Source organism: Burkholderia sp. PR2, assembly GCF_052372875.1.
Taxonomy (GTDB): domain Bacteria; phylum Pseudomonadota; class Gammaproteobacteria; order Burkholderiales; family Burkholderiaceae; genus Burkholderia; species Burkholderia diffusa.
In genome coordinates, this window is record NZ_JBQRWH010000004.1 from 1,791,830 (window position 1) to 1,811,535 (window position 19,706).

General features: G+C 66.7%; 18 protein-coding genes. 6 read left to right on the plus strand and 12 right to left on the minus strand.

Going from position 1 to position 19,706, the window contains the following annotated elements; translation table 11 throughout:
• The first annotated feature begins 89 nt into the window (after positions 1 to 89).
• Entirely contained in the window at positions 90 to 1,136 is a 1,047-nt protein-coding gene (locus ACT2FV_RS25515; RefSeq protein ID WP_124629408.1) for a zinc-dependent alcohol dehydrogenase family protein, read from the plus strand.
• Between the two features lie 224 nt (positions 1,137 to 1,360).
• Here ACT2FV_RS25515 and ACT2FV_RS25520 read toward each other — a convergent pair whose 3' ends face one another.
• Together ACT2FV_RS25520 and ACT2FV_RS25525 are read right to left on the minus strand one after the other, a co-directional pair.
• Positions 1,361 to 2,953 carry an ABC-F family ATPase gene (locus ACT2FV_RS25520; protein ID WP_059606912.1) on the minus strand — a complete coding sequence of 531 codons (1,593 nt, stop codon included), beginning with the start codon at positions 2,951 to 2,953 and terminating at the stop codon, positions 1,361 to 1,363.
• A 132-nt stretch (positions 2,954 to 3,085) separates the two neighbouring features.
• The gene (locus ACT2FV_RS25525) at positions 3,086 to 5,383 is read right to left on the minus strand and encodes an AsmA family protein (RefSeq protein WP_444505063.1); all 2,298 of its coding nucleotides are present in this window, start codon (positions 5,381 to 5,383) and stop codon (positions 3,086 to 3,088) included.
• Positions 5,384 to 5,536: 153 nt separating this feature from the next.
• On the opposite strand from ACT2FV_RS25525, the gene ACT2FV_RS25530 reads away from it, so the two are divergent.
• Positions 5,537 to 6,238: an ABC transporter ATP-binding protein gene (locus ACT2FV_RS25530; protein ID WP_444505064.1), complete on the plus strand. Its 702-nt coding sequence runs from the start codon at positions 5,537 to 5,539 to the stop codon at positions 6,236 to 6,238.
• Positions 6,235 to 7,038, plus strand: a complete 804-nt coding sequence (locus ACT2FV_RS25535; protein ID WP_444505065.1) for an ABC transporter permease — start codon at positions 6,235 to 6,237, stop codon at positions 7,036 to 7,038. Before ACT2FV_RS25530 ends, ACT2FV_RS25535 begins: the two co-directional genes overlap by 4 nt.
• A gap of 42 nt (positions 7,039 to 7,080) precedes the next feature.
• On the opposite strand, the gene ACT2FV_RS25540 is transcribed toward ACT2FV_RS25535, so the two are convergent.
• From ACT2FV_RS25540 to ACT2FV_RS25550, 3 genes are all read right to left on the minus strand, one after another.
• Complete coding sequence (locus tag ACT2FV_RS25540; protein WP_124902387.1) at positions 7,081 to 7,554, minus strand: PliI family lysozyme inhibitor of I-type lysozyme; 474 nt, start codon at positions 7,552 to 7,554, stop codon at positions 7,081 to 7,083.
• A gap of 250 nt (positions 7,555 to 7,804) precedes the next feature.
• Positions 7,805 to 8,356 carry a DUF6013 family protein gene (locus ACT2FV_RS25545; protein ID WP_059468496.1) on the minus strand — a complete coding sequence of 184 codons (552 nt, stop codon included), beginning with the start codon at positions 8,354 to 8,356 and terminating at the stop codon, positions 7,805 to 7,807.
• 249 nt (positions 8,357 to 8,605) lie between these two features.
• On the minus strand, positions 8,606 to 9,622 hold the full coding sequence (locus tag ACT2FV_RS25550) for a zinc-binding alcohol dehydrogenase family protein (protein WP_444505066.1): 1,017 nt from the start codon (positions 9,620 to 9,622) through the stop codon (positions 8,606 to 8,608).
• A 123-nt stretch (positions 9,623 to 9,745) separates the two neighbouring features.
• Here ACT2FV_RS25550 and ACT2FV_RS25555 point away from each other — a divergent pair, with 123 nt between their 5' ends.
• Entirely contained in the window at positions 9,746 to 10,687 is a 942-nt protein-coding gene (locus tag ACT2FV_RS25555; RefSeq protein WP_444505067.1) for a LysR family transcriptional regulator, read from the plus strand.
• Between the two features lie 189 nt (positions 10,688 to 10,876).
• Positions 10,877 to 11,722, plus strand: coding sequence for a phosphoserine phosphatase SerB (gene serB / locus ACT2FV_RS25560; RefSeq protein ID WP_059606921.1), 846 nt, complete (start codon positions 10,877 to 10,879; stop codon positions 11,720 to 11,722).
• An 84-nt stretch (positions 11,723 to 11,806) separates the two neighbouring features.
• On the opposite strand, the gene ACT2FV_RS25565 is transcribed toward serB, so the two are convergent.
• The 4 genes from ACT2FV_RS25565 to rimO all read right to left on the minus strand — a co-directional run bounded on the left by ACT2FV_RS25565 (position 11,807) and on the right by rimO (position 16,050).
• The gene (locus tag ACT2FV_RS25565; RefSeq protein ID WP_444505068.1) at positions 11,807 to 12,991 is read right to left on the minus strand and encodes a cystathionine beta-lyase; all 1,185 of its coding nucleotides are present in this window, start codon (positions 12,989 to 12,991) and stop codon (positions 11,807 to 11,809) included.
• A gap of 113 nt (positions 12,992 to 13,104) precedes the next feature.
• The gene (locus tag ACT2FV_RS25570; RefSeq protein WP_124902384.1) at positions 13,105 to 13,647 is read right to left on the minus strand and encodes a hypothetical protein; all 543 of its coding nucleotides are present in this window, start codon (positions 13,645 to 13,647) and stop codon (positions 13,105 to 13,107) included.
• 111 nt (positions 13,648 to 13,758) lie between these two features.
• Positions 13,759 to 14,685 (minus strand): sugar kinase, encoded by a 927-nt coding sequence (locus ACT2FV_RS25575; RefSeq protein ID WP_151050563.1) that lies wholly within the window; start codon positions 14,683 to 14,685, stop codon positions 13,759 to 13,761.
• Positions 14,686 to 14,688: 3 nt separating this feature from the next.
• A complete protein-coding gene (rimO, locus tag ACT2FV_RS25580) occupies positions 14,689 to 16,050 on the minus strand; it encodes a 30S ribosomal protein S12 methylthiotransferase RimO (protein WP_151050565.1) in 1,362 nt (453 codons plus the stop codon).
• 281 nt (positions 16,051 to 16,331) lie between these two features.
• Between rimO and ACT2FV_RS25585 the strand changes: the two genes are divergently transcribed.
• A complete protein-coding gene (locus ACT2FV_RS25585; RefSeq protein ID WP_059537455.1) occupies positions 16,332 to 16,586 on the plus strand; it encodes a hypothetical protein in 255 nt (84 codons plus the stop codon).
• 355 nt (positions 16,587 to 16,941) lie between these two features.
• Here the strand turns inward: ACT2FV_RS25585 and phaR are convergent, their stop codons facing one another.
• The 3 genes from phaR to ACT2FV_RS25600 form a co-directional block, all read right to left on the minus strand.
• Positions 16,942 to 17,508 carry a polyhydroxyalkanoate synthesis repressor PhaR gene (gene phaR / locus ACT2FV_RS25590; RefSeq protein WP_124629398.1) on the minus strand — a complete coding sequence of 189 codons (567 nt, stop codon included), beginning with the start codon at positions 17,506 to 17,508 and terminating at the stop codon, positions 16,942 to 16,944.
• 118 nt (positions 17,509 to 17,626) lie between these two features.
• Positions 17,627 to 18,367 carry a 3-ketoacyl-ACP reductase gene (locus ACT2FV_RS25595; protein WP_059606930.1) on the minus strand — a complete coding sequence of 247 codons (741 nt, stop codon included), beginning with the start codon at positions 18,365 to 18,367 and terminating at the stop codon, positions 17,627 to 17,629.
• Between the two features lie 120 nt (positions 18,368 to 18,487).
• On the minus strand, positions 18,488 to 19,669 hold the full coding sequence (locus ACT2FV_RS25600; protein WP_108064708.1) for an acetyl-CoA C-acetyltransferase: 1,182 nt from the start codon (positions 19,667 to 19,669) through the stop codon (positions 18,488 to 18,490).
• Between the last annotated feature and the right edge of the window lie 37 nt (positions 19,670 to 19,706).

Here is a 19,706-nt window from a genome sequence, read left to right on the forward strand (position 1 = left end):
AAGATTACCCGTATCTCAATCGCAAAATGAAAGATAAATCCGCATTCCTCCGGCTATATTGAAAGACTCATTCGATCCAGGAGGAGATAGTGAAAGCAGTCGTTTATGAAGCGTTCGGCGCGGCGCCGCGGTTGATGAATGTCGACGATCCGACGCCGGCGCCCGACGGCGTCGTGATCGAAGTAAAGGCGACCGGCGTGTGCCGCAGCGACTGGCACGGCTGGATGGGGCACGACCCGGACATTGTGCTGCCGCATGTGCCGGGGCACGAACTTGCCGGCGTCGTGGTCGCGGCGGGCGCGGCGGTCACGCGCTGGAAGGCCGGCGACCGCGTCACGGTGCCGTTCGTCGGCGGCTGCGGGCACTGCCCGGAATGCCACTCCGGCAATCAGCAGGTATGCGAACAACAGTTTCAGCCCGGCTTCACGCACTGGGGCTCGTTCGCCCAGTTCGTCGGCATCCATCATGCGGACCTCAACCTCGTGCGGCTGCCCGACGCGCTCGATTTCCCGACCGCGGCGAGCCTCGGATGCCGCTTCGTGACGTCATTTCGTGCGGTGGTCGACCAGGGGCGCACGTCGGCCGGCCAGTGGGTGGCCGTGCACGGCTGCGGGGGCGTCGGCCTGTCGGCGATCATGATCGCGAATGCGATCGGTGCGAACGTCGTCGCGATCGACATTTCGGACCAGGCGCTCGCGCTCGCGCGATCGGTCGGCGCAGCGGCGACCGTCAATGCGTCGCAAGTCGCCGACGTCGTCGATGCGGTGAAGGAGATCACGCGCGGCGGCGCCCACGTGTCGCTCGATGCGCTCGGCCATCCGAGCACCTGCTTCAACTCGATCAGCAATCTGCGCCGCCGCGGCAAGCATGTGCAGGTCGGGCTGATGCTCGGCGAGCATGCAACGCCGGCCGTGCCGATGAGCAAAGTCATCGCGCACGAACTGGAGATTCTCGGCAGCCACGGGATGCAGGCGCATCGTTACGACGCGATGCTCGACATGGTGCATGCCGGCACGCTCGCGCCGAACCGGTTGATCGGCAAGGAAATCAGTCTGGGCCAATCGATTGATGCGCTGATGAACATGAACCGGTTCGAAGGCGCCGGTGTGACGGTCGTAACGGATTTTTCGGGCTGACGGCGCAGGGCTGACCGAGCGGGCGGTGGTGGTGGCCTGTTCCGGCGGCCTGCTCCGGCGCCCCGCACGTGCCGCTTCCCGGGTCGTCGTCGCCGCCAAGCTGCGGATGCAGGACCGCAACCGGCGACCGTGGCCGCGAGCGCTTGCCCCGACAAGAAAAAGCCCGCCAGGCTTGCACCTGGCGGGCTTCCAGTACATCAGGTCGGGCATCGCTGCCCGGGCGATTACTCCTGCCCCTGACTCGTCAGGAACTCCTCGTAATTCCCGCCGAAGTCGAACAGCGTCCCGTCCGTACGCACTTCGATGATCCGGTTCGCCAGCCCGCTCACGAATTCGCGGTCGTGCGAAACGAAGATCAGCGTGCCTTCGAACTGCTCGAGCGCGATCTGCAGCGACTCGATCGACTCCATGTCCATGTGGTTGGTCGGCTCGTCCATCAGCAGCACGTTGTGGCGGCCGAGCATCAGCTTGCCCCAGATCATGCGGCCCTTCTCGCCGCCCGACAGCACCTTCACCGACTTCTTGATGTCGTCCGACGAGAACAGCAGGCGGCCCAGCGTGCCGCGCACCATCGTTTCGTCGTCGCCGTCCTTGCGGTACTGGTCGATCCAGTCCATCAGCGTGATGTCGTTCGGGAACTCCTCGTACGTGTCCTGCGGCATGTAGCCGACATTCGCGTTCTCGGACCACTTCACCGTGCCGTGATCGAGCTCGAGCGCGCCAAGCAGCGAACGCAGCAGCGTCGTCTTGCCCGCGCCGTTCTCGCCGATGATCGCGATGCGCTCGCCCGGCTGCACCGACAGGTTGAAGTTCTGGAAGATCGTGCGCTCGTACTTCTTCGTGATGTCTTCGGCAACCACCGCGACGTTGTGCAGCTTCTTCTCGAACTCGAAACGGATGAACGGGTTCTGACGCGACGACGGCTTGAATTCCTCGATCTTGATCTTGTCGATCTGCTTCGCGCGGCTCGTCGCCTGGCGGGCCTTCGACTTGTTCGCCGAGAAGCGGCGCACGAAGTCCTGCAGCTCGGCCACGCGCTCCTTCGCACGCGCGTTCGCCGCGGCCTGGCGCTCGCGCGCCTGTGCCGATGCGAGCATGTAGTCGTCGTAGTTGCCCGGCCAGACCTTCAGCGTGCCGTAGTCCATGTCGGCCATGTGCGTGCACACCGAGTTCAGGAAGTGACGATCGTGCGAGATGATGATCATCGTCGAGTTGTACTCGTTGAGCGTGTGCTCGAGCCAACGGATCGAGTTGATGTCCAGGTTGTTGGTCGGTTCGTCGAGCAGCAGCACGTCCGGCTTCGAGAACAGCGCCTGCGCGAGCAGCACGCGCAGCTTCCAGCCCGGCGCGACGTCGGCCATCGTGCCGTTGTGGAACTTCTCCTCGATGCCGATGCCGAGCAGCAGCGCACCCGCGCGTGCCTCGGCGTCGTAGCCGCCGTATTCGGCGAACTTGCCTTCGAGTTCGGCCGCGTGCATGTAGTCGTCGTCGGTGGCTTCCGGGTTCGCGTAGATCGCGTCGCGCTCGGTCATCGCAGCCCACATCTCGGTGTGGCCCATCATCACGACGTCGAGCACGCGCACGTTTTCATACGCGAACTGGTCCTGGCGCAGCTTGCCCAGGCGCACGTTCGGCTCCAGCGCGACGTTGCCGGCGCTCGGCTCGAGGTCGCCGCCCAGGATCTTCATGAAGGTCGACTTGCCGCAGCCGTTCGCGCCGATCAGACCATAGCGGTTGCCCTCGCCGAATTTGACCGAGATATTCTCGAACAAGGGCTTCGGCCCGAATTGCATCGTGATGTTGGCAGTAGAAAGCACGGCAGGTCCCGTAAGAGAGAAATCGACGGAAAACCGTGTATTTTAGCAGGTGTCGGAGAAACTGCCGACCGCCCTGTTCCGGCCCCGCCAGCCGGGCCGCCACGCGCGGCACCGGCCCTGCCTCGGACACCATCACTTGCCGGCCTTCACCGCCGCCTTCTGCGCCGCCTTGGCCTTCATCTGCCCGAACAGCTCCGAGCACGGCACGTCGCGGTTATTGCTCGGCGCGATCAGCGGAATCAGCGCCGCGAACGGATTGATCAGGCCCAGTCCGACCATCGCGCCGGCGCGCAGCGCAAGCGCGCCGGCGTCGACGCCGACCTTCGGATTCTTGAACGTGCCCTTCGCGTACAACGGCGAACGCAACGAGAAGACCCGGAAACCCTTCGTATGCGGATGGATCTTCAGGTCGATCGATTCGTCGCGCAGGTTGACCGGGCCGTCGACGTTGATCAGCGCGTCGTCCGTATCGAGCGCGAACACCTTCGGGTCGAGCATGCCGTCGTTCGCGACGAAGTCGATCGCCGCGCAATTGATGTTCACGTCGCGGGTGCCGAACAGCTTCTCGTAGACGACGTTCGCGACGTTCAGCCCCGCCGCCTCCATCAGCAGCAGGCTGATGCGGCCATCCGTGATGAGCGCCTTCACTTCGCCGGTCGACGTCGCCGCGAGCGCGGCCGGTGAGTTGCCGGTCGCCGACAGCGACGCGTCGCCGTTGATTTCGCCGAACGCGGTCTGCATCACCTTCTGCGTCGGGAACAACTGCTTCAGCCGCAGGTGACGCGCGGCCAGCGTAAAGCGGCCCTTGAGCGGCGTGCGGCTGCCGTCGAGTTGCGCGTTCGTCGCGAGCGTGCCGCCCGCGACGCCGAACTGCAGCGGTTCGAGCGACAGCACGCCGTCCTGCAGCAGGATGTGCGTGTACAGGTCGGTGATCGGCAGTTGCGGGCTCTTGATCAGCTTGCGCCCGGTGAACTTCACGTCCGCGTCGATCGCGCTCCAGCGCTCGGTGCGGAACGTCGCGACCGGCAGCACGCGGTCCGGCGGCTGGCGCGTCGTGTCGCCGCGCTTGGCCTTGCTCGCGGCCGAGTCGGCACCGATCACCGGTGCGAGGTCGGAGAACTGCAGCAGGTTCGACACGAGTTCGCCCGACAGCTTCGGCCGCGGTTCGCGCTGCGCCCAGGTGAGCGTGCCGCGGAGATCGCTGCCGCCGACGCGGCCGTTGAAATTCTCGTAGCGGAACGTGCTCGCGTGCTGCTTGATGTTGCCGATCAGGCGGCCCTCGGTCGCATACGGCGGCGTGTCCGGCAGCGTGATGCCCGTGATCTGGTAGAGGTGCGACATCGACGTGCCCTGCAGCCACAGACGCAGGTCAAGTGCCGCGAGATGCATCGGGTCGGTCAGCGTGCCGACGATCGCCAGCCGCGTGTCGCCGGCCTTCACGTCGGCCTGCAGCGGGAACGGCTGCGTCGTCTTCTCGATCGCCAGCACGCCGCCCACCTTGCCGGTGCCGCTGATCGGCACGTTCTTGTACCGGCCGTCGACCTTGAGCCCGAACGCATACGTCGGGCCGGCCGGCTTCGCGGCGGCAGCGGCACCCGACGCAGCGGACGCCCCGCTCGCGCCGGATGCCGGCACGGCCGTGGATGCGGAGGAAACCGAAGTAGCCGGAGCGGCAGCGGATGCACCCGACGACGCGACGGCGGACGCCCCGCTCGCGCCTTGCGCCGCCGACGCACTCGACGCGGCCTCGGCACTCGCCGTCGCGCTCAGTCGCGCGGCACCGCTCTTGCCGACGCGTTGCGCCGACGCCGCGCGCGACGTTTGCTCCTGTTCCTTCAGCACGTCGCCGAGCGGAATCGGCTGGCCGAGCGTATCGATCGCGACCGTGAGATCGGCCTTCGTGATCGCATCGCGATACGTGACGACGCCCTTCGCGAAACCGAAGCTGTCGAGCCGCACCTTCCACGGCGACGGCTGCGACGATTGCTTGAACTGGAAGGTCCACGTATTGCGGCCGTCGGCGAGCCGCTCGAGGTCGACCGCGGGATTGACGACATCGATCGACGGAATGACGATTTCGTGCGCGAGGAGCGGAAGAATCGCGAGATCGAAATGCGCGGCATCGAGCGTGACGAACTTGGGCCCCTTCGCCCAGTCCGGGTTGCCGATCTCGAGTTGCGTGGCGGAGAAACTCGGCCAGGGCACCCATGCGCGCCAGCCGGTCTCGCCGTCGGGGCGGCGCCAGCCGACCTTGAGATCGCCATTGATCGCGAACGGGCGGCCAAGTGCGGTACTCACATGTTCGTTGACCCACGGTTTCGCGTGGTTCCAGTCGAACGTGAAGATGAAGATGCCGGCCGCCGCAATGACCAATGCGACGATACCGACGATCCATGCAGCCGATTTGCCGATGGCTCGTGCTAGCGTCATGGCGGTTCCGTTGTTGTTCTGCAGAGTTTGCGCACAATGTCGGGCCAACTTGCGTGAGTGAACGGAGCACGACACCGGCGGCTTTTCAATCGGTATTATGGCGCACGCCGCAGCAACGCTTCGGCGCCATTAACGCTTTTTTTCATTTGTGACATGACAGCCCCAAACGGCCTCATCGATGCGCAGCACATCACGCGCCGCGACGCCAGCAGCGGCAAGACACTGCTCGCGCCGACCGACTTCAGCCTCGCCGCGGGATCGCGAATTGCTATCACGGGACCGTCGGGCTCCGGCAAGAGCGTGTTGCTGCGCGCGCTCGCGTTGCTCGACCCGCTCGACGGCGGTCATATCCTGTGGCGCGGCAAGCGGATCAGGCGCGGCGCGATTCCGCGCTACCGGCGCAGCATTGCCTACGTGCGCCAGCGGCCCGCGCAGATGGACGGGACCGTCGAAGCGCAATTGCGCTACCCGTATTCACTCGCGGTCTACCGCGACGTGACGTTCGACCGCGCACGCGCCGAAGCGCTCGCGGCACGCGCCGGTCGCGGCGCCGATTTTCTCGGCAAGCGGGCGAGCGAACTGTCGGGCGGAGAAGCGCAGATCGCCGCGCTTCTGCGCGTGCTGCAGCTCGACCCCGACGTGCTGTTGCTCGACGAGCCGACGTCCGCGCTCGACCCCGACTCGACGCGCGCGATCGAAGCGCTTGTCGGCGCCTGGTTCGACGCGGCACCCGATGCACGTGCCTACATGTGGATCTCGCACGATCCGGCGCAAGCCGCCCGGATCGGCACGATGCGGCTCGTGATGCAGGCCGGCGTGCTGCACGCCGCGAACGCGATGGAGGCGCAGCAATGAGCCCCGCACTGCAGGACCTGAGCCTCGTCGACGTCGGGATCGCCGCCGCGCTCGTCGCGGTCAACGGCGCGATCTCGGCCGCGCTGTCGCTGGGCCTCGGGCGCAAGCTCGCGCTCGCCGCCGTGCGCACCGTCGTGCAGTTGCTGGCGATCGGTTACGTGCTCGGCTGGGTGTTCGGTCATCCGCACTGGACCGTCGTGCTGCCGCTCACCGCGTTGATGACGCTGATCGCAGGCTTCGCGGGCGCCGGCCGCGGCAAGCACACGTATCGCGGACAGCGTATCGACAGCATCGCGTCGATCTGGTTCAGCAGCTGGTTCGTCGCGGCGGTCGGCCTGTTCGTCGTGATCCGCATTCATCCGTGGTACACGCCGCAATATGCGATCCCGATCCTCGGGATGATCCTCGGAAATACGCTCACGGGCGTGTCGCTCGGCGTCGAACGGATGATGGAGGAACTGACCGCGCGACGCGACCGCGTCGAGACGGCACTGGCGCTCGGTGCGACGCGCTGGGAGGCCGCGCAGGACGCCGCGCGCCAGGCCGTGCGCGCGGGCATGCTGCCGACGCTCAACCAGATGGCCGTCGTCGGCGTCGTGAGCCTGCCGGGGATGATGACGGGCCAGGTGCTGGCCGGCCAGTCGCCGCTGCAGGCCGTGCGCTATCAGATCGTCATCATGTTCCTGATCGCCGCGGCATCCGCGCTCGGCACCGTTGGCGCAGTGCTGATGACGTATCGCCGGTTGTTCTCGGCCGATCACCGGTTTCTTGCATCGCGGCTCGAGGAACGCGTGCATTGACCCGCGGCGCCGCGACATACGCGGCATCCGCGTGGCATGCGGTCAGCGGGCAGCGCGGCGTTTGCCGATCGCCCGGCGCAACGCGGCCGTGACGTCGGCGTCGGGTGCCAGCCCGTCGACCGATGCGACGAGCCGAACCGCGCGCGGCGTCGTCACATAGGCCTGCGCACCGACGTAACCGCCGCTGCCGGCCGAGCGCGTCGTAACGACGAGCGCCTGCGGCGCACGCGCGCCGAGGTCGGCCGTGAATGCATCGGCGACGGTGCCGTCACGCGCATGCAGCACGCCGGTCACGTAGTCGTCCGTATCGAAGCCGGGTGCGGCATGCGCGGTCGAATACACGCGCACCGCATAACTGCCGGTCGAGCACGGTTCGAGCGCGCCGCTCGACACGACGGCGGACTGCTGTCGCGACGGCAGCTCGACTTTCTTCACGAAGCTGCAATCGTCGGCTGCCTGCGCATGGACAGCGACGAACGCAGCCGCCGACAGCAGCACGCGCATGCAATGTTTCATCGAAATGTCGTTCGGGGGAAGATGGAGGATGCCGGAAGGATAGCGTGACATCCGCATGACGTCACGCACGCCGCCGCGCAAATGGCCGCGCCACCGGCGCGTGCCGGGCGCGACGAAGTCGAACATCGCTCAACGGGAAGGCCCGAAGCCACGCGCCACAAACCGTCACGCGCGACCATCCCCGGATCGCCCGGATGCGCATCGCGATGGTTGCGCGCGCACCGGACGCCTCACCGGCCGCGCGCCCCGCTCAGTGCTTGATCGACACCGTCACCTTCGTGCCGTCGCTCATCGTGACGGACTTCGACCCGCCATTGGTCGAAATCGACACCCACTTGACCTGGCTCACCGACACGACGTCCGGGCACTGCAGCGACTTGCCGCCCGCACTCACGTTGCGCGTGCCTTTCGGCGCGGCGGCCTGGAAGCTCATCTGCACGTTCGCGATCCCCTTCGCGTCGACCGACGGCGCGAGCCGCACCTGGGTCTGGCGCACCATCGCGCCGTTCGCGTCGCGCGGCAGATTGTCGGCGTTCGGGCAACCGTCGGGCATCGCGACCGCGCCGCCCGGCGGCACCGACTTCCAGTTGAAGTCGTCCGTTTCGCCCGAGCGGATCTTGCGGGTCTCCTGCGTATTGCCGAAGGTCTTCGAGTCGACCTTGACGGTGTATTCGAGCTGCCCCGTCCCGCCGCCCTTCAGGCTGCCCTTGACAGGCGGCGCCGCGAATACGCTCGCGCTGACGCACGCCGCCGCGAACACGGCAGACCACGATGCGGCGACTGACAAGCTGCGTTGGCTCATGCTGACCTCCTTGTAATGCGGCGGCACGCGCGTGCCGCGCGGTTTTCGATGCATGATGCGTTGCCAGTCTACCGCCAAGCGGCATGCAATGCGCCGCAAACGCATCGGGTGTTACCCCGCTTGCGTTCGCGAAGCCGTATCCCGTACGTGCGATGCCGGCGCTCAAGAAAACGCCGGGCCGCCTCGCGTCTTCCGTCCCGAAGGAAGTCCCTTCGGGCGCCCGGCGCAAAGCGACGGGTTCGGGGGCACTCAGAAGCCGCTCAGCACCAGCTTGCCGATCGCGCGCCCGGCCTCGAGCAGTTGGTGCGCGTGCCGCAGGTTCGCGGCGTTGATCGTGCCGAGCTGCTCGCCGAGCGTCGTACGCAGCGTGCCGCCGTCGACGAGCCTCGCCACCTCGCTCAGGATCTTGTGCTGCTCGATCATGTCCGGCGTCTCGAACATTGCGCGCGTGAACATGAACTCCCAGTGAAACGCGGCGCTCTTCGCCTTCAGCAGCTCGACGGGAATCGGCTTCTCGTTCTCGACGATCGTGCAAATGCCGCCCTGCGGCCGGATTACTTCCGCCGCAGCAGGGAAATGACGATCCGTGTCGTTGAAGATCAGCACGTAGTCGACGTTCGCATGACCGATCTCGCGCAGTTGCGCAGGCAAGTCGCCGAAATGGTCGACCACGTCGTCCGCGCCGAGCGAGCGCACCCATTCGGCCGACGCCGGCCGCGACGCGGTTGCGATCACGTGCAGCTTGCCGAGCGTCTTCGCAAGCTGGATCGCGATCGAACCCACCCCGCCCGCCCCGCCGATGATCAGCACCGACTTGCCTGCGTCCGCGCCCTGCGGCGACACGCGCAGCCGGTCGAACAGCGCCTCCCACGCGGTCAGCGCGGTGAGCGGCAATGCAGCCGACGCCGCGAAATCGAGCGAGCGCGGCTTGATCGCCGCGATCCGCTCGTCGACCGTGTGGAATGCGCTGTTCGCGCCGGGGCGCGTGATGCTGCCCGCGTAGAACACCTCGTCGCCGGGCCGGAACATCGTCACCTCGGCGCCGACCGCGACGACCGTGCCGGCCGCGTCCCAGCCGAGCACGCGCGGGGTCTCCTCGACCTGCGGCTTCGGCGCGCGCACCTTGGTGTCGACCGGGTTCACGGAGATCGCCTCGACCTTCACCAGCAGGTCGCGCGGGCCCGGCACGGGTTGCGGCAGTTCCACGTCGACGAGCGCCTGCGGGTCGTCGATCGGCAGATAGCGGGTCAGTCCAACAGCTTTCATCACGAAACTCCTTCAGGGAAATCGGGCGGGCTGCGGCGCAGCCCCATGCATGTCATCGTAGGCGGCCCGATCATTCGAGAAAACCGCTATATTTCCTGAAACATTTTCAGGAATTTCAGAATAATGACGTCCGATCCGATTCCAGCCCCCGACAAGCCGCTCGACCTGCTCGACGTCGGCCTGTTCGTGCGTGCGGCGCTGCTCGCGAACGTGAGCGCGGCCGGACGCGAGTTCGGCGTGTCGGCCGCGGTCGCAAGCGCGCGCATCGCGCAGCTGGAGCGCCAGCTCGGCGCGCGGTTGCTGCATCGCACCACGCGCCGCATCAGCCTCACGCAGGACGGCGAAGTCTTCATGGCCCGCGCCGAGGCGCTGCTGTCGGCGGCCGACGCCGCGCGCGCGTCGGTCGGCCACGGCCGCAGCGAGCCGTACGGACGGCTGAAGGTGTCGATGTCGTCGTCGTTCGGCCGCCAGCACGTCGCGCCCGTGATTCCCGCATTCCTGCGCCGCTACCCGTCCGTGTCGCTCGACCTGCGGCTATCCGACGAGATCGTCGACCTCGTCGACGACGGCTACGACGTCGCGATCCGCCTCGGCGCGCTGAAGGACTCGACGCTGGTCGCACGCAAGCTCGCCACCAACCGGCGCGTGCTGTGCTGCTCGCCCGCGTATCTCGCCGAACACGGGATGCCGCGCCATCCGGCCGATCTCGCGCAGCACGAATGCGTGATCCTCGGCGACCAGCGCGACTGGTCGTTCGTCACGCCGCAAGGCCCGCTCACCGTGCGGGTCGGCGGCCGGCTCGTCGCGAGCAACGGCGAGGCGATCCGCGAAGCGCTCGTCGACGGCTTCGGCATCGCGATCAAGTCGACCTGGGACGTCGGCCCGCTGCTCGCGAGCGGCGCGCTCGTCACGGTGCTCGACGATTACCCGTTCGCGAACGACGTCGCGATCTGGGCCGTCTATCCGAGCCGCGCGCACGTGCCGCTCAAGACGCTCGCGTTCATCGCGTTCCTGGCCGAACACTTCGGCGATCCGCCTTACTGGGATCGCGCGGACGAACGATAGGCGCCATCCCGTGAGCGGAGCTCGCGGCGGCGCCGGACGGGCATCCGCGGCGATCCGGCCGCGCCCGGACACCAACCGGCTACAATGGCGCGTTCGCGACGCGATGGCCCGACGCCGGACGGGGTCCGCGTTCGCAGGCGGCCGCATGCCGGCCGCGCACGCGTTTCATTCGCTTCCAATCATTCCGTCATGACCCACAACCTCGTCATCCAGAGTCTCGCGCCGTTGTCGGACGCGCATCACAAACCGCTGCTCGCGCTGTCGCGCGGCACCCGCATCGTGCAGACCGACGATCACGCGTTGCGTATCGAAAACGCAAACCCCGCGCAGCGGCTCGACATCGACGCGTACTGCGGCACGCACGCGCTCGACTTCGGCTTCGTCGAAGCCGGCCGTACGCTCGGCGAGTTCGGGCTCGTCGTGATGGACATGGATTCGACGCTGATCACGATCGAATGCATCGACGAGATCGCCGATTTCTGCGGGCTGAAGACGCAGGTCGCGGAGATCACCGAGGCATCGATGCGCGGCGAGATCCGCGACTTCAACGAAAGCCTCACGCGTCGCGTCGCGCTGCTCGCGGGGCTCGATGCGCAGGCGCTCGAGCGCGTGTACGAGGAACGGCTGCAATTGTCGCCGGGCGCGGAGACGATGCTCGCCGGCGTGAAGGCCGCGGGACTGAAGACGCTGCTCGTGTCGGGCGGCTTCACGTTCTTCACCGAGCGCTTGAAGGCGCGCCTCGGCCTCGACTACGCGCACGCCAACACGCTCGAGATCGTCGACGGCAAGCTGACCGGCAAGGTGCTCGGCGAAATCGTCAACGCGGACGTGAAGGCGCGCATGCTGCGCGATACCTGTGCATCGCTCGGCCTCGAGCCGCGCCGCGCGATCGCGATGGGCGACGGGTCGAACGATCTGAAGATGATGGCCGAAGCCGGGTTGTCAGTCGCGTTCCACGCAAAGCCCGTCGTGCGCGACGCGGCCACCGTCGCATTCGACCACGTGGGTCTCGACGGGTTGCTGCGGCTGTTCTGATTTCCGGTCTGCGCGCACCGCCCATGAAAAAACGCCCGCGCGATGTTGCATCGCGCGGGCGTTTCGTTTTCCGCTTCGGTTCCGTTATCGGCCGAGCGTAGCCTGCAGCGCGCGCTCGACGTCCGCACGCAGGTCGGCTTCGTCTTCGAGACCGACATAGAAGCGCACCAGCGTGCCGCGATGCGGCCACTCCGCACGCATCGACGCCACGTCGTAAGGCATCGCGAGGCTGCATGCACCGCCCCAGCTCCAGCCGATCGCGAACAGCTCGAGCGCCTCGACGAAACGATCGATCTGCTCGCTGCTGTAGCGCTCATCGAACACCACCGAGAACAGCCCGCCCGCGCCGGTGAAGTCGCGCACGAACGATGCGTGGCCCGGACAGTCGGGCAGCTGCGGATGCAGCACGGCCGCGATCTCCGGGCGCGCCTTCAGCCATTGCGCGAGCGCGAGCGCGCTCTTGCCGTGCGCGTCGAAACGCACCTGCATGCTCGGCAGGCTGCGCAGCACGAGCGAGCAATCATCGACCGAGACGCCGATCCCGCAGCGCATCCGTGCGAGCTTCAGTTGCGCGTGCAGTTCCGCGTTCGCGGTGATGGTCGCGCCCATCAGTACGTCGCTGCCGCCCGATTGATACTTGGTCAGCGCCTGCACCGAGATGTCGACCCCATGCTCGAACGGCTTGAACGCGAGGCCGGCCGAATACGTGTTGTCGATCGCGGTGACGATGCCGCGCGCCTGCGCGACCGTCGTGATCGCGCGCACGTCGGGCACTTCCATCGTCACCGAGCCCGGCGCCTCGATCCAGATCAACCGCGTGTTCGGCTGGATCAGGTCGGCGATGCCGGCACCGACGAGCGGATCGTAGAAGCGCGCGACGATGCCGAAATCCTTCGCGAGCCAGTTGCCGAAATCGGCGTTCGGCCCGTAGACGTTGTGCGGGATCAGCACGTCGTCGCCCGCCTTCACGATCCCGAAATAGACGTTCATGATCGCCGCGAGGCCCGACGGCTGCAGCAGCGCGTGCGTGCCGCCCTCGATCTCGGCGAGCCGCTGCGCGAGCGCGAGCGACGTCGGCGTCGCGTGCAGTCCGTAGCGCCACTGGTTGTCGTTGTGCCAGACCAGCGCGCGCATCGTCGCGAGATCGGGGAACACGACCGTCGATGCACGCTCGACCGGTGGGACGAACGAACGGAAGCCTTCCGGAATGATGTCGTCGGGCTGAACGATGCGGGTCTGGAGTGCGCGCTTCGAAGTGGATGCAGTCATGGCTGGAGACCGGGGGAAAGGCCGTTCGGTTGCGGAATATGTCGCTAGAGTAGCCAAAATCGGCGCGCTTGGCCCGGTACAATGCGCGCCGCGCGCACCGAGCCAGCGCGCGCTCAGTTGGTGGTGCGCAGGTCGACGATGCCGCCGACCGTCTCGATTTCCCGTACGCGGCCGTCGCGCACCTGCAGCGCCGCGCGCTTGCCCGGCGCCGGGCGCAGCACGACGGGTTGCGGATCCGATTCGTCCGAGTTCATCCGGTCGGCCTTCAGGTCGCCCGTCGCGTCGAAGCGGCCGATCCACACGCCCGTGATGTTCGTGCCGTCGTTCGATTCCTCGATTTCGAGCGTGTCTCCGTCGCGATCGCCGGCGAGCAGCACCACCTCGCCCGTGTCCGCGAACTGGTATTCGCCGTGCACGCCTTCCTCGTCCGTCTTCGGCCCGAGATGCACGACGATCGGCCGGTCGCCGAGCGTGCCCTCGTAGCGCGGCAGGCGGGCGAATTCCGGATTCGGCCGCAACGGCCGCGCGGGCGCCGCTTCATCCTGCTGCGCGCCCGGCGCGACGGCCTGCGCCGCGACCACGCCCGGCATCGCGAGGCCCGCCGCCAGCACACTGGCGATCACCAGCGCCCGTTGCCATTCGGAATATCGACCCACCTTGTGTTGCTCCTTGCTTCAGATTCGCTCGAAAAAACGCGGCGACATGCTGCCTGCCGCCGATGGTCATCGTCACGCACGCGAGGCCACGACCGGCACGCGTGAGCCGCGTCAGCCCTGCATCAGGCGTTCCACCGCCTCGCGCAACGGAATCGGCGCGACCGCACCGTAACCCGTCGTCGACAGCGCCGCCGCCGCGTTCGCATAACGCGCGGCCGCGAACGGATCGTCGCCCGCGACGATCCGTGCAACGAACGCGCCGCCGAAGCAGTCGCCCGCGCCCGTCGCGTCGACGGCCTCGACCGCGAAGCCCGGCACCACACGCCGTTCGTTCGGGGTCGCCACGTACGCGCCTTCCTTGCCGAGCTTCAGCGCGACGACCCGAGGCCCGTGTTCGAGCATCGCATCGACGATCGCGTCGCGATCGTTCGCGCCCGTGAGCGCCGTGACGTCGTCCCAGCTCGGCAGGCAGATGTCCGTCTGGCGCAGCGCTTCGCGCATCACCGCGCGGGCGCGCGGCAGCGGCCACAGCTTCAGGCGCAGGTTCGTATCGAAGCTGACCTGCGCGCCGTTGCTGCGCGCGTGATCGATCGCCGCGAACGCGGCGTCGCATGCGGCCGTGCTGATCGCGAGGCTGATGCCCGACAGGTGCACGGCCTTCGCCGCCGCCAGCGCATCGAGCGGCAGGTCGGCCACCGCATAGCGGCTCGCCGCCGAGCCCGCGCGCAGATAGTCGAACTGGTGACCCTCAGCGCCGTGCGTGACGAAATACACGCCGGTCGGCGCCGCGCGGTCGATCCGCACGTACGTCGTGTCGACGCGCTCCGCCGCCCACATGTCGGCCAGCAAGCGGCCGAACGGATCGTCGCCGATCGCGGACACGAAGCCCGTCGACGCACCCTGGCGCGCCGCGGCGATGCAGAAGTTCGACGTGTCGCCGCCGAAACCCTGCAGGAACTCCGGACGCCCCGGCTGCGACTGGTTGAATTCGATCATCGCCTCGCCGAGCGCGAGGATCTGCGGAAACGCAGCGGTCATCGCTTAAACCTCGCCCCACAGGTCGTGGCCGTCCGCGCCGGTGATCTTCACCGACACGAAATCGCCGACCTTGTAGCGCTTCGACGCCTTCATCGCCGGTTCGACGTAGACGACCCCGTCGATCTCCGGCGCATCCGCCGCCGTGCGGCCGATGCCGCCTTCCTCGCTGACTTCGTCGATCAGCACCTTGAGGGTCTTGCCGACCTTGCGCTGGATGCGCTGCGCCGACACTTCCTCGGCGACTTCCATGAAGCGCGCGCGGCGCTCTTCGCGAACGTCGTCCGGCAGTGCGCCGTCGAGGTCGTTCGCCGTCGCGCCTTCGACCGGCGAATAGGCAAAGCAGCCGACGCGATCGAGTTCCGCCTCGCGGATGAAGTCGAGCAGCGTTTCGAACTGCTCTTCCGTCTCGCCGGGGAAGCCGGCGATGAACGTGCTGCGGATCGTCAGGTCCGGGCAGATCTCGCGCCACTTCTGCACGCGCTCGAGCACCTTCTCGGCGTTCGCCGGGCGCTTCATGCGCTTCAGCACTTCCGGATGTGCGTGCTGGAACGGCACGTCGAGATACGGCAGCACGTGGCCCTTGAACGGGCCTTCGGCCATCAGCGGAATGACTTCGTCGACGCTCGGATACGGATACACGTAGTGCAGGCGCACCCATGCACCGTACTGCGCAGCGAGTTCGCCGAGCGCGGCGACCAGGTCGGTCATGCGCGTCTTGATCGGCTTGCCGTTCCAGAAGCCCGTGCGGTACTTCACGTCGACGCCGTACGCGCTCGTGTCCTGCGAGATCACGAGCAGTTCCTTCACGCCCGACTTGAACAGGTTCTCCGCTTCGAGCATCACTTCCGCGACCGGGCGCGACACGAGGTCGCCACGCATCGACGGAATGATGCAGAACGTGCAGCGGTGGTTGCAGCCTTCGGAAATCTTCAGGTACGCATAGTGGCGCGGCGTGAGCTTGATGCCGGCGGCCGGCACGAGGTCGACGAACGGGTCGTGCGGCTTCGGCAGATGCGAATGCACGGCCTGCATCACTTCACCCACCGCGTGCGGGCCGGTGACGGCGAGCACCTTCGGGTGGACTTCCTCGATGAGGTTCGAGCCGCTGGCGCTCGACTTCGCGCCGAGGCAGCCGGTGACGATCACCTTGCCGTTCTCGGTCAGCGCTTCGCCGATCGCGTCGAGGCTTTCCTGCACGGCCTCGTCGATGAAGCCGCAAGTGTTGACGACGACGAGGTCGGCACCGTCGTAGGTGCCGGAGATTTCATAACCTTCGGCGCGCAGTTGGGTGATGATTTGTTCGGAATCGACGAGCGCCTTGGGGCACCCAAGCGACACGAAGCCTACTTTGGGGGACTGGGACATCTGGAATGTGGGGGGCGTGGCGGCAAAAGCGTGAGTTTACAGCTATTTATGGGTCAGCGAGGCAAAACCGGCGATCAAGACGCGGTGGATGGCGCCCTCAATACGCAGCGCACGCAGCCGCATCGGACCGCCACCGGCGGCTGATCCAGCCCATTCAGACCGAGATGATGAAACGATGGGCACGATCACCGCACGTCATGCACGACAATCGCCCCGGCCTCACTCCGCCCCTATGCGAAAATCGCTGCATCCGCTCCCTTCACTTACCCAATGGGGTTCGCATGACCACCCACATCACGATCGAATTCACCGAGCACGCCGCCGAGACCATCGGCGAGCAAACCAGCACCAGTTTTTCCTATGACCAGGGCGCCCACGTGCCGCAGCCGGGCGACTTCGTCGAACTCGAGAATTCGCGGCAGACGTTCCTCGTGATCGGCCGGGTGTTTTCGCTGAAAGCGAACTACTGCGCGGTGAAGCTCGTGCTCGACCTTCCTCCCGCAGACGATCACCAGGATTTCGATCCGGCACTCTGAGGTAAGCCGGCGAACCGCGGGCGCTTTGCCGCTGCCCGTCATCACAAGGCCCGACGCAACGGCGATCGGCCGCAATGGCACAAACGCACGCCATGAGGCGCGACACGCCCGGGTATCGATTCGCTGATGACTGTCTGGATGAGGTCGGGGCGACCAGATCACGATCATGCCCGTCCCCACGCGAGGGTACGGGCATTCGGTGCCGACGATCAGGAGCGACCGTCGGCAACATCTTGCGACAGCGGCCATCGTCGTGCCCGGGCACACGATCAGCCGCATCGCACAGCCGCGTGTCGCGGCGCCAAACCAGGCGTCGGGCGGCGGGTGCCGCCGCGACCGGCCTGCCGCGCACGCGTTACTTCTTCTCCGGCTCCGGCGCGCCCGGTTGCTTGAACGGGAACGTGCTGAACATCGACTTCGCCTGGCTCTGCATCTGCTCCTGCATCTGCACGAACATGTTCTTCGACTGCTCGATGTAGCTCGTCATCATCCCTTGCATCATCGGCGCCTGCATGTTCATGAACTGCGACCAGACTTCCGGATTCATCGCGTTGCCTTCGTACAGGTTCTTCGATTGATCCGCGAGCTTGTTCTGGATGTCGATGAACGCCTGGATGTTCTTTTCCAGATACGTGCCCATCATGCCCTGCATCGCATGACCGTAGAAACGGATGATCTGCGACAGCATCGACGACGAGAACATCGGCACGCCACCGCTCTCTTCCTCGAGGATGATCTGCAGCAGGATGCTGCGCGTCAGGTCCTCGTTGGATTTCGCGTCGACGACCTTGAAGTCCTCCTGTTCCAGCACGAGCTGCTTGACGTCGGTCAGCGTGATGTACGTGCTCGTCTCGGTATCGTAGAGCCGGCGGTTCGGGTACTTCTTGATGAGCCGCTCGGCCGTTTTCTTTGTAGTAGTCATGTAACGCCTTTCGGTGCAGCGTAGCGCAAGTGACAAATCCCCGCTTCCCGGATCCGGGAAGCGGGGGCCTTCGGAAACGCCAGGCCGCGCGGCCGCAGCGGCGCGCGCAGCCAGACGTTCAGCCCATATGCAGGCCGCCGTTCAGCGAGAAGTCGGCGCCCGTCGCGAAGCCGGAGTCATTCGACGCGAGCCATGCGACGATCGAACCGATTTCCTCCGGCCCGCCGAGACGACGCACGGGAATCGTCGCGACGATCTTCTCGAGCACGTCCGGCCGGATCGCCTTCACCATGTCGGTGCCGATGTAGCCGGGCGACACGGTGTTGACCGTCACGCCTTTCGTTGCGACTTCCTGCGCGAGCGACATCGTGAAACCGTGGATGCCGGCCTTCGCGGTCGAGTAGTTCGTCTGGCCGAATTGCCCCTTCTGGCCGTTCACCGACGAAATGTTGATGATCCGGCCCCAGCCACGCTCGACCATCCCGTCGATCACCTGCTTCGTCACGTTGAACAGGCTCGTCAGGTTGGTGTCGATAACGGCCGTCCAGTCTTCATGTGTCATCTTGCGGAACACGACGTCGCGCGTGATGCCCGCGTTGTTGACCAGCACGTCGATCTCGCCGACTTCGGCCTTGACCTTGTCGAACGCTGCCTTGGTCGAGTCCCAGTCGCCCACGTTGCCTTCCGACGCGATGAAATCGTAGCCGAGCGCCTTCTGTTCCTCGAGCCATTTCACCCGGCGCGGCGAGTTCGGGCCGCAACCCGCGACCACCTTGAAGCCGTCTTTCGACAGACGCTGGCAGATGCTGGTGCCGATGCCGCCCATCCCGCCCGTTACGTACGCAATTCGCTGAGACATAAATCTCACTCCATTTTTTGGTTTCGAGAGCCGCCGGAGGCCCCCTCTGACTTCACGTGCGCCGGCCGAAGCCGCAATCGGCCGGCGCACGGATTGGTTTGGCGGTGACCGACGACCCGGTTACGGACGTTCGACCGCGAGCGCGACGCCCATCCCGCCGCCGATGCACAGCGACGCCAGCCCGCGCTTCGCATCGCGCTTGACCATCTCGTGCAGCAGCGTCACCAGGATCCGGCAGCCCGACGCGCCGATCGGGTGACCGATCGCGATCGCCCCGCCGTTCACGTTCACCTTCGACGTGTCCCAGCCCATCTGCTTGTGCACCGCCAGCGCCTGCGCCGCGAATGCCTCGTTGATTTCCATCAGGTCCAGGTCGCCCGGCGTCCAGCCCGCACGCTCCAGGCAACGGCGCGAGGCCGGCACCGGACCCATGCCCATCACGCTCGGATCCACGCCCGCGTTCGCGTATGCCTTGATCCGCGCAAGCGGCGTCAGGCCCAGCGCCGCCGCCTTCTGCGCCGACATCACCAGCACCGCCGCCGCGCCATCATTCAGCCCCGACGCGTTCGCCGCCGTCACCGAGCCGTCCTTCGAGAACGCCGGCTTCAGCCCCGCCAGCGATTCCGCCGTCACGCCGTGACGCACGAACTCGTCGGTCGCGAACTGCAGCGGCTCGCCCTTGCGCTGCGGAATCGACACCGGCACGATCTCCGCATCGAAGCGCCCGGCCTTCTGCGCGGCTTCCGCCTTGTTCTGCGACAGCGCCGCGAACGCGTCCTGCTCCTCGCGCGTGATCCCGTATTCCTTCGCGACGTTCTCCGCCGTGATGCCCATGTGGTACTGGTTGTACACGTCCCACAGGCCGTCCACGATCATCGTGTCGACCAGCTTCGCGTCGCCCATCCGGAACCCGTCGCGCGAGCCCGGCAGCACGTGCGGCGCCGCGCTCATGTTTTCCTGGCCGCCCGCGATCACGATGTCCGCGTCGCCCGCCACGATCGCGTTCGCCGCCAGCATCACGGCCTTCAGGCCCGAGCCGCACACCTTGTTGATCGTCATGCCCGGCACCGCGGTCGGCAGGCCGGCCTTGATCAGCGATTGGCGCGCCGGGTTCTGCCCCGAGCCCGCCGCCAGCACCTGGCCCATGATCACTTCGCTCACCTGCTCGGGCTTCACGCCCGAACGCTCCAGCACCGCGCGAATCACCGTCGCCCCCAGCTCCGGTGCCGCGATCTTCGCGAGCGAACCGCCGAATTTGCCGACCGCGGTCCGCGCGGCCGATACGATCACTACGTCCGTCATTTCCCTTTCCTCCAGGCCCGCACGACGCGGCGCATCG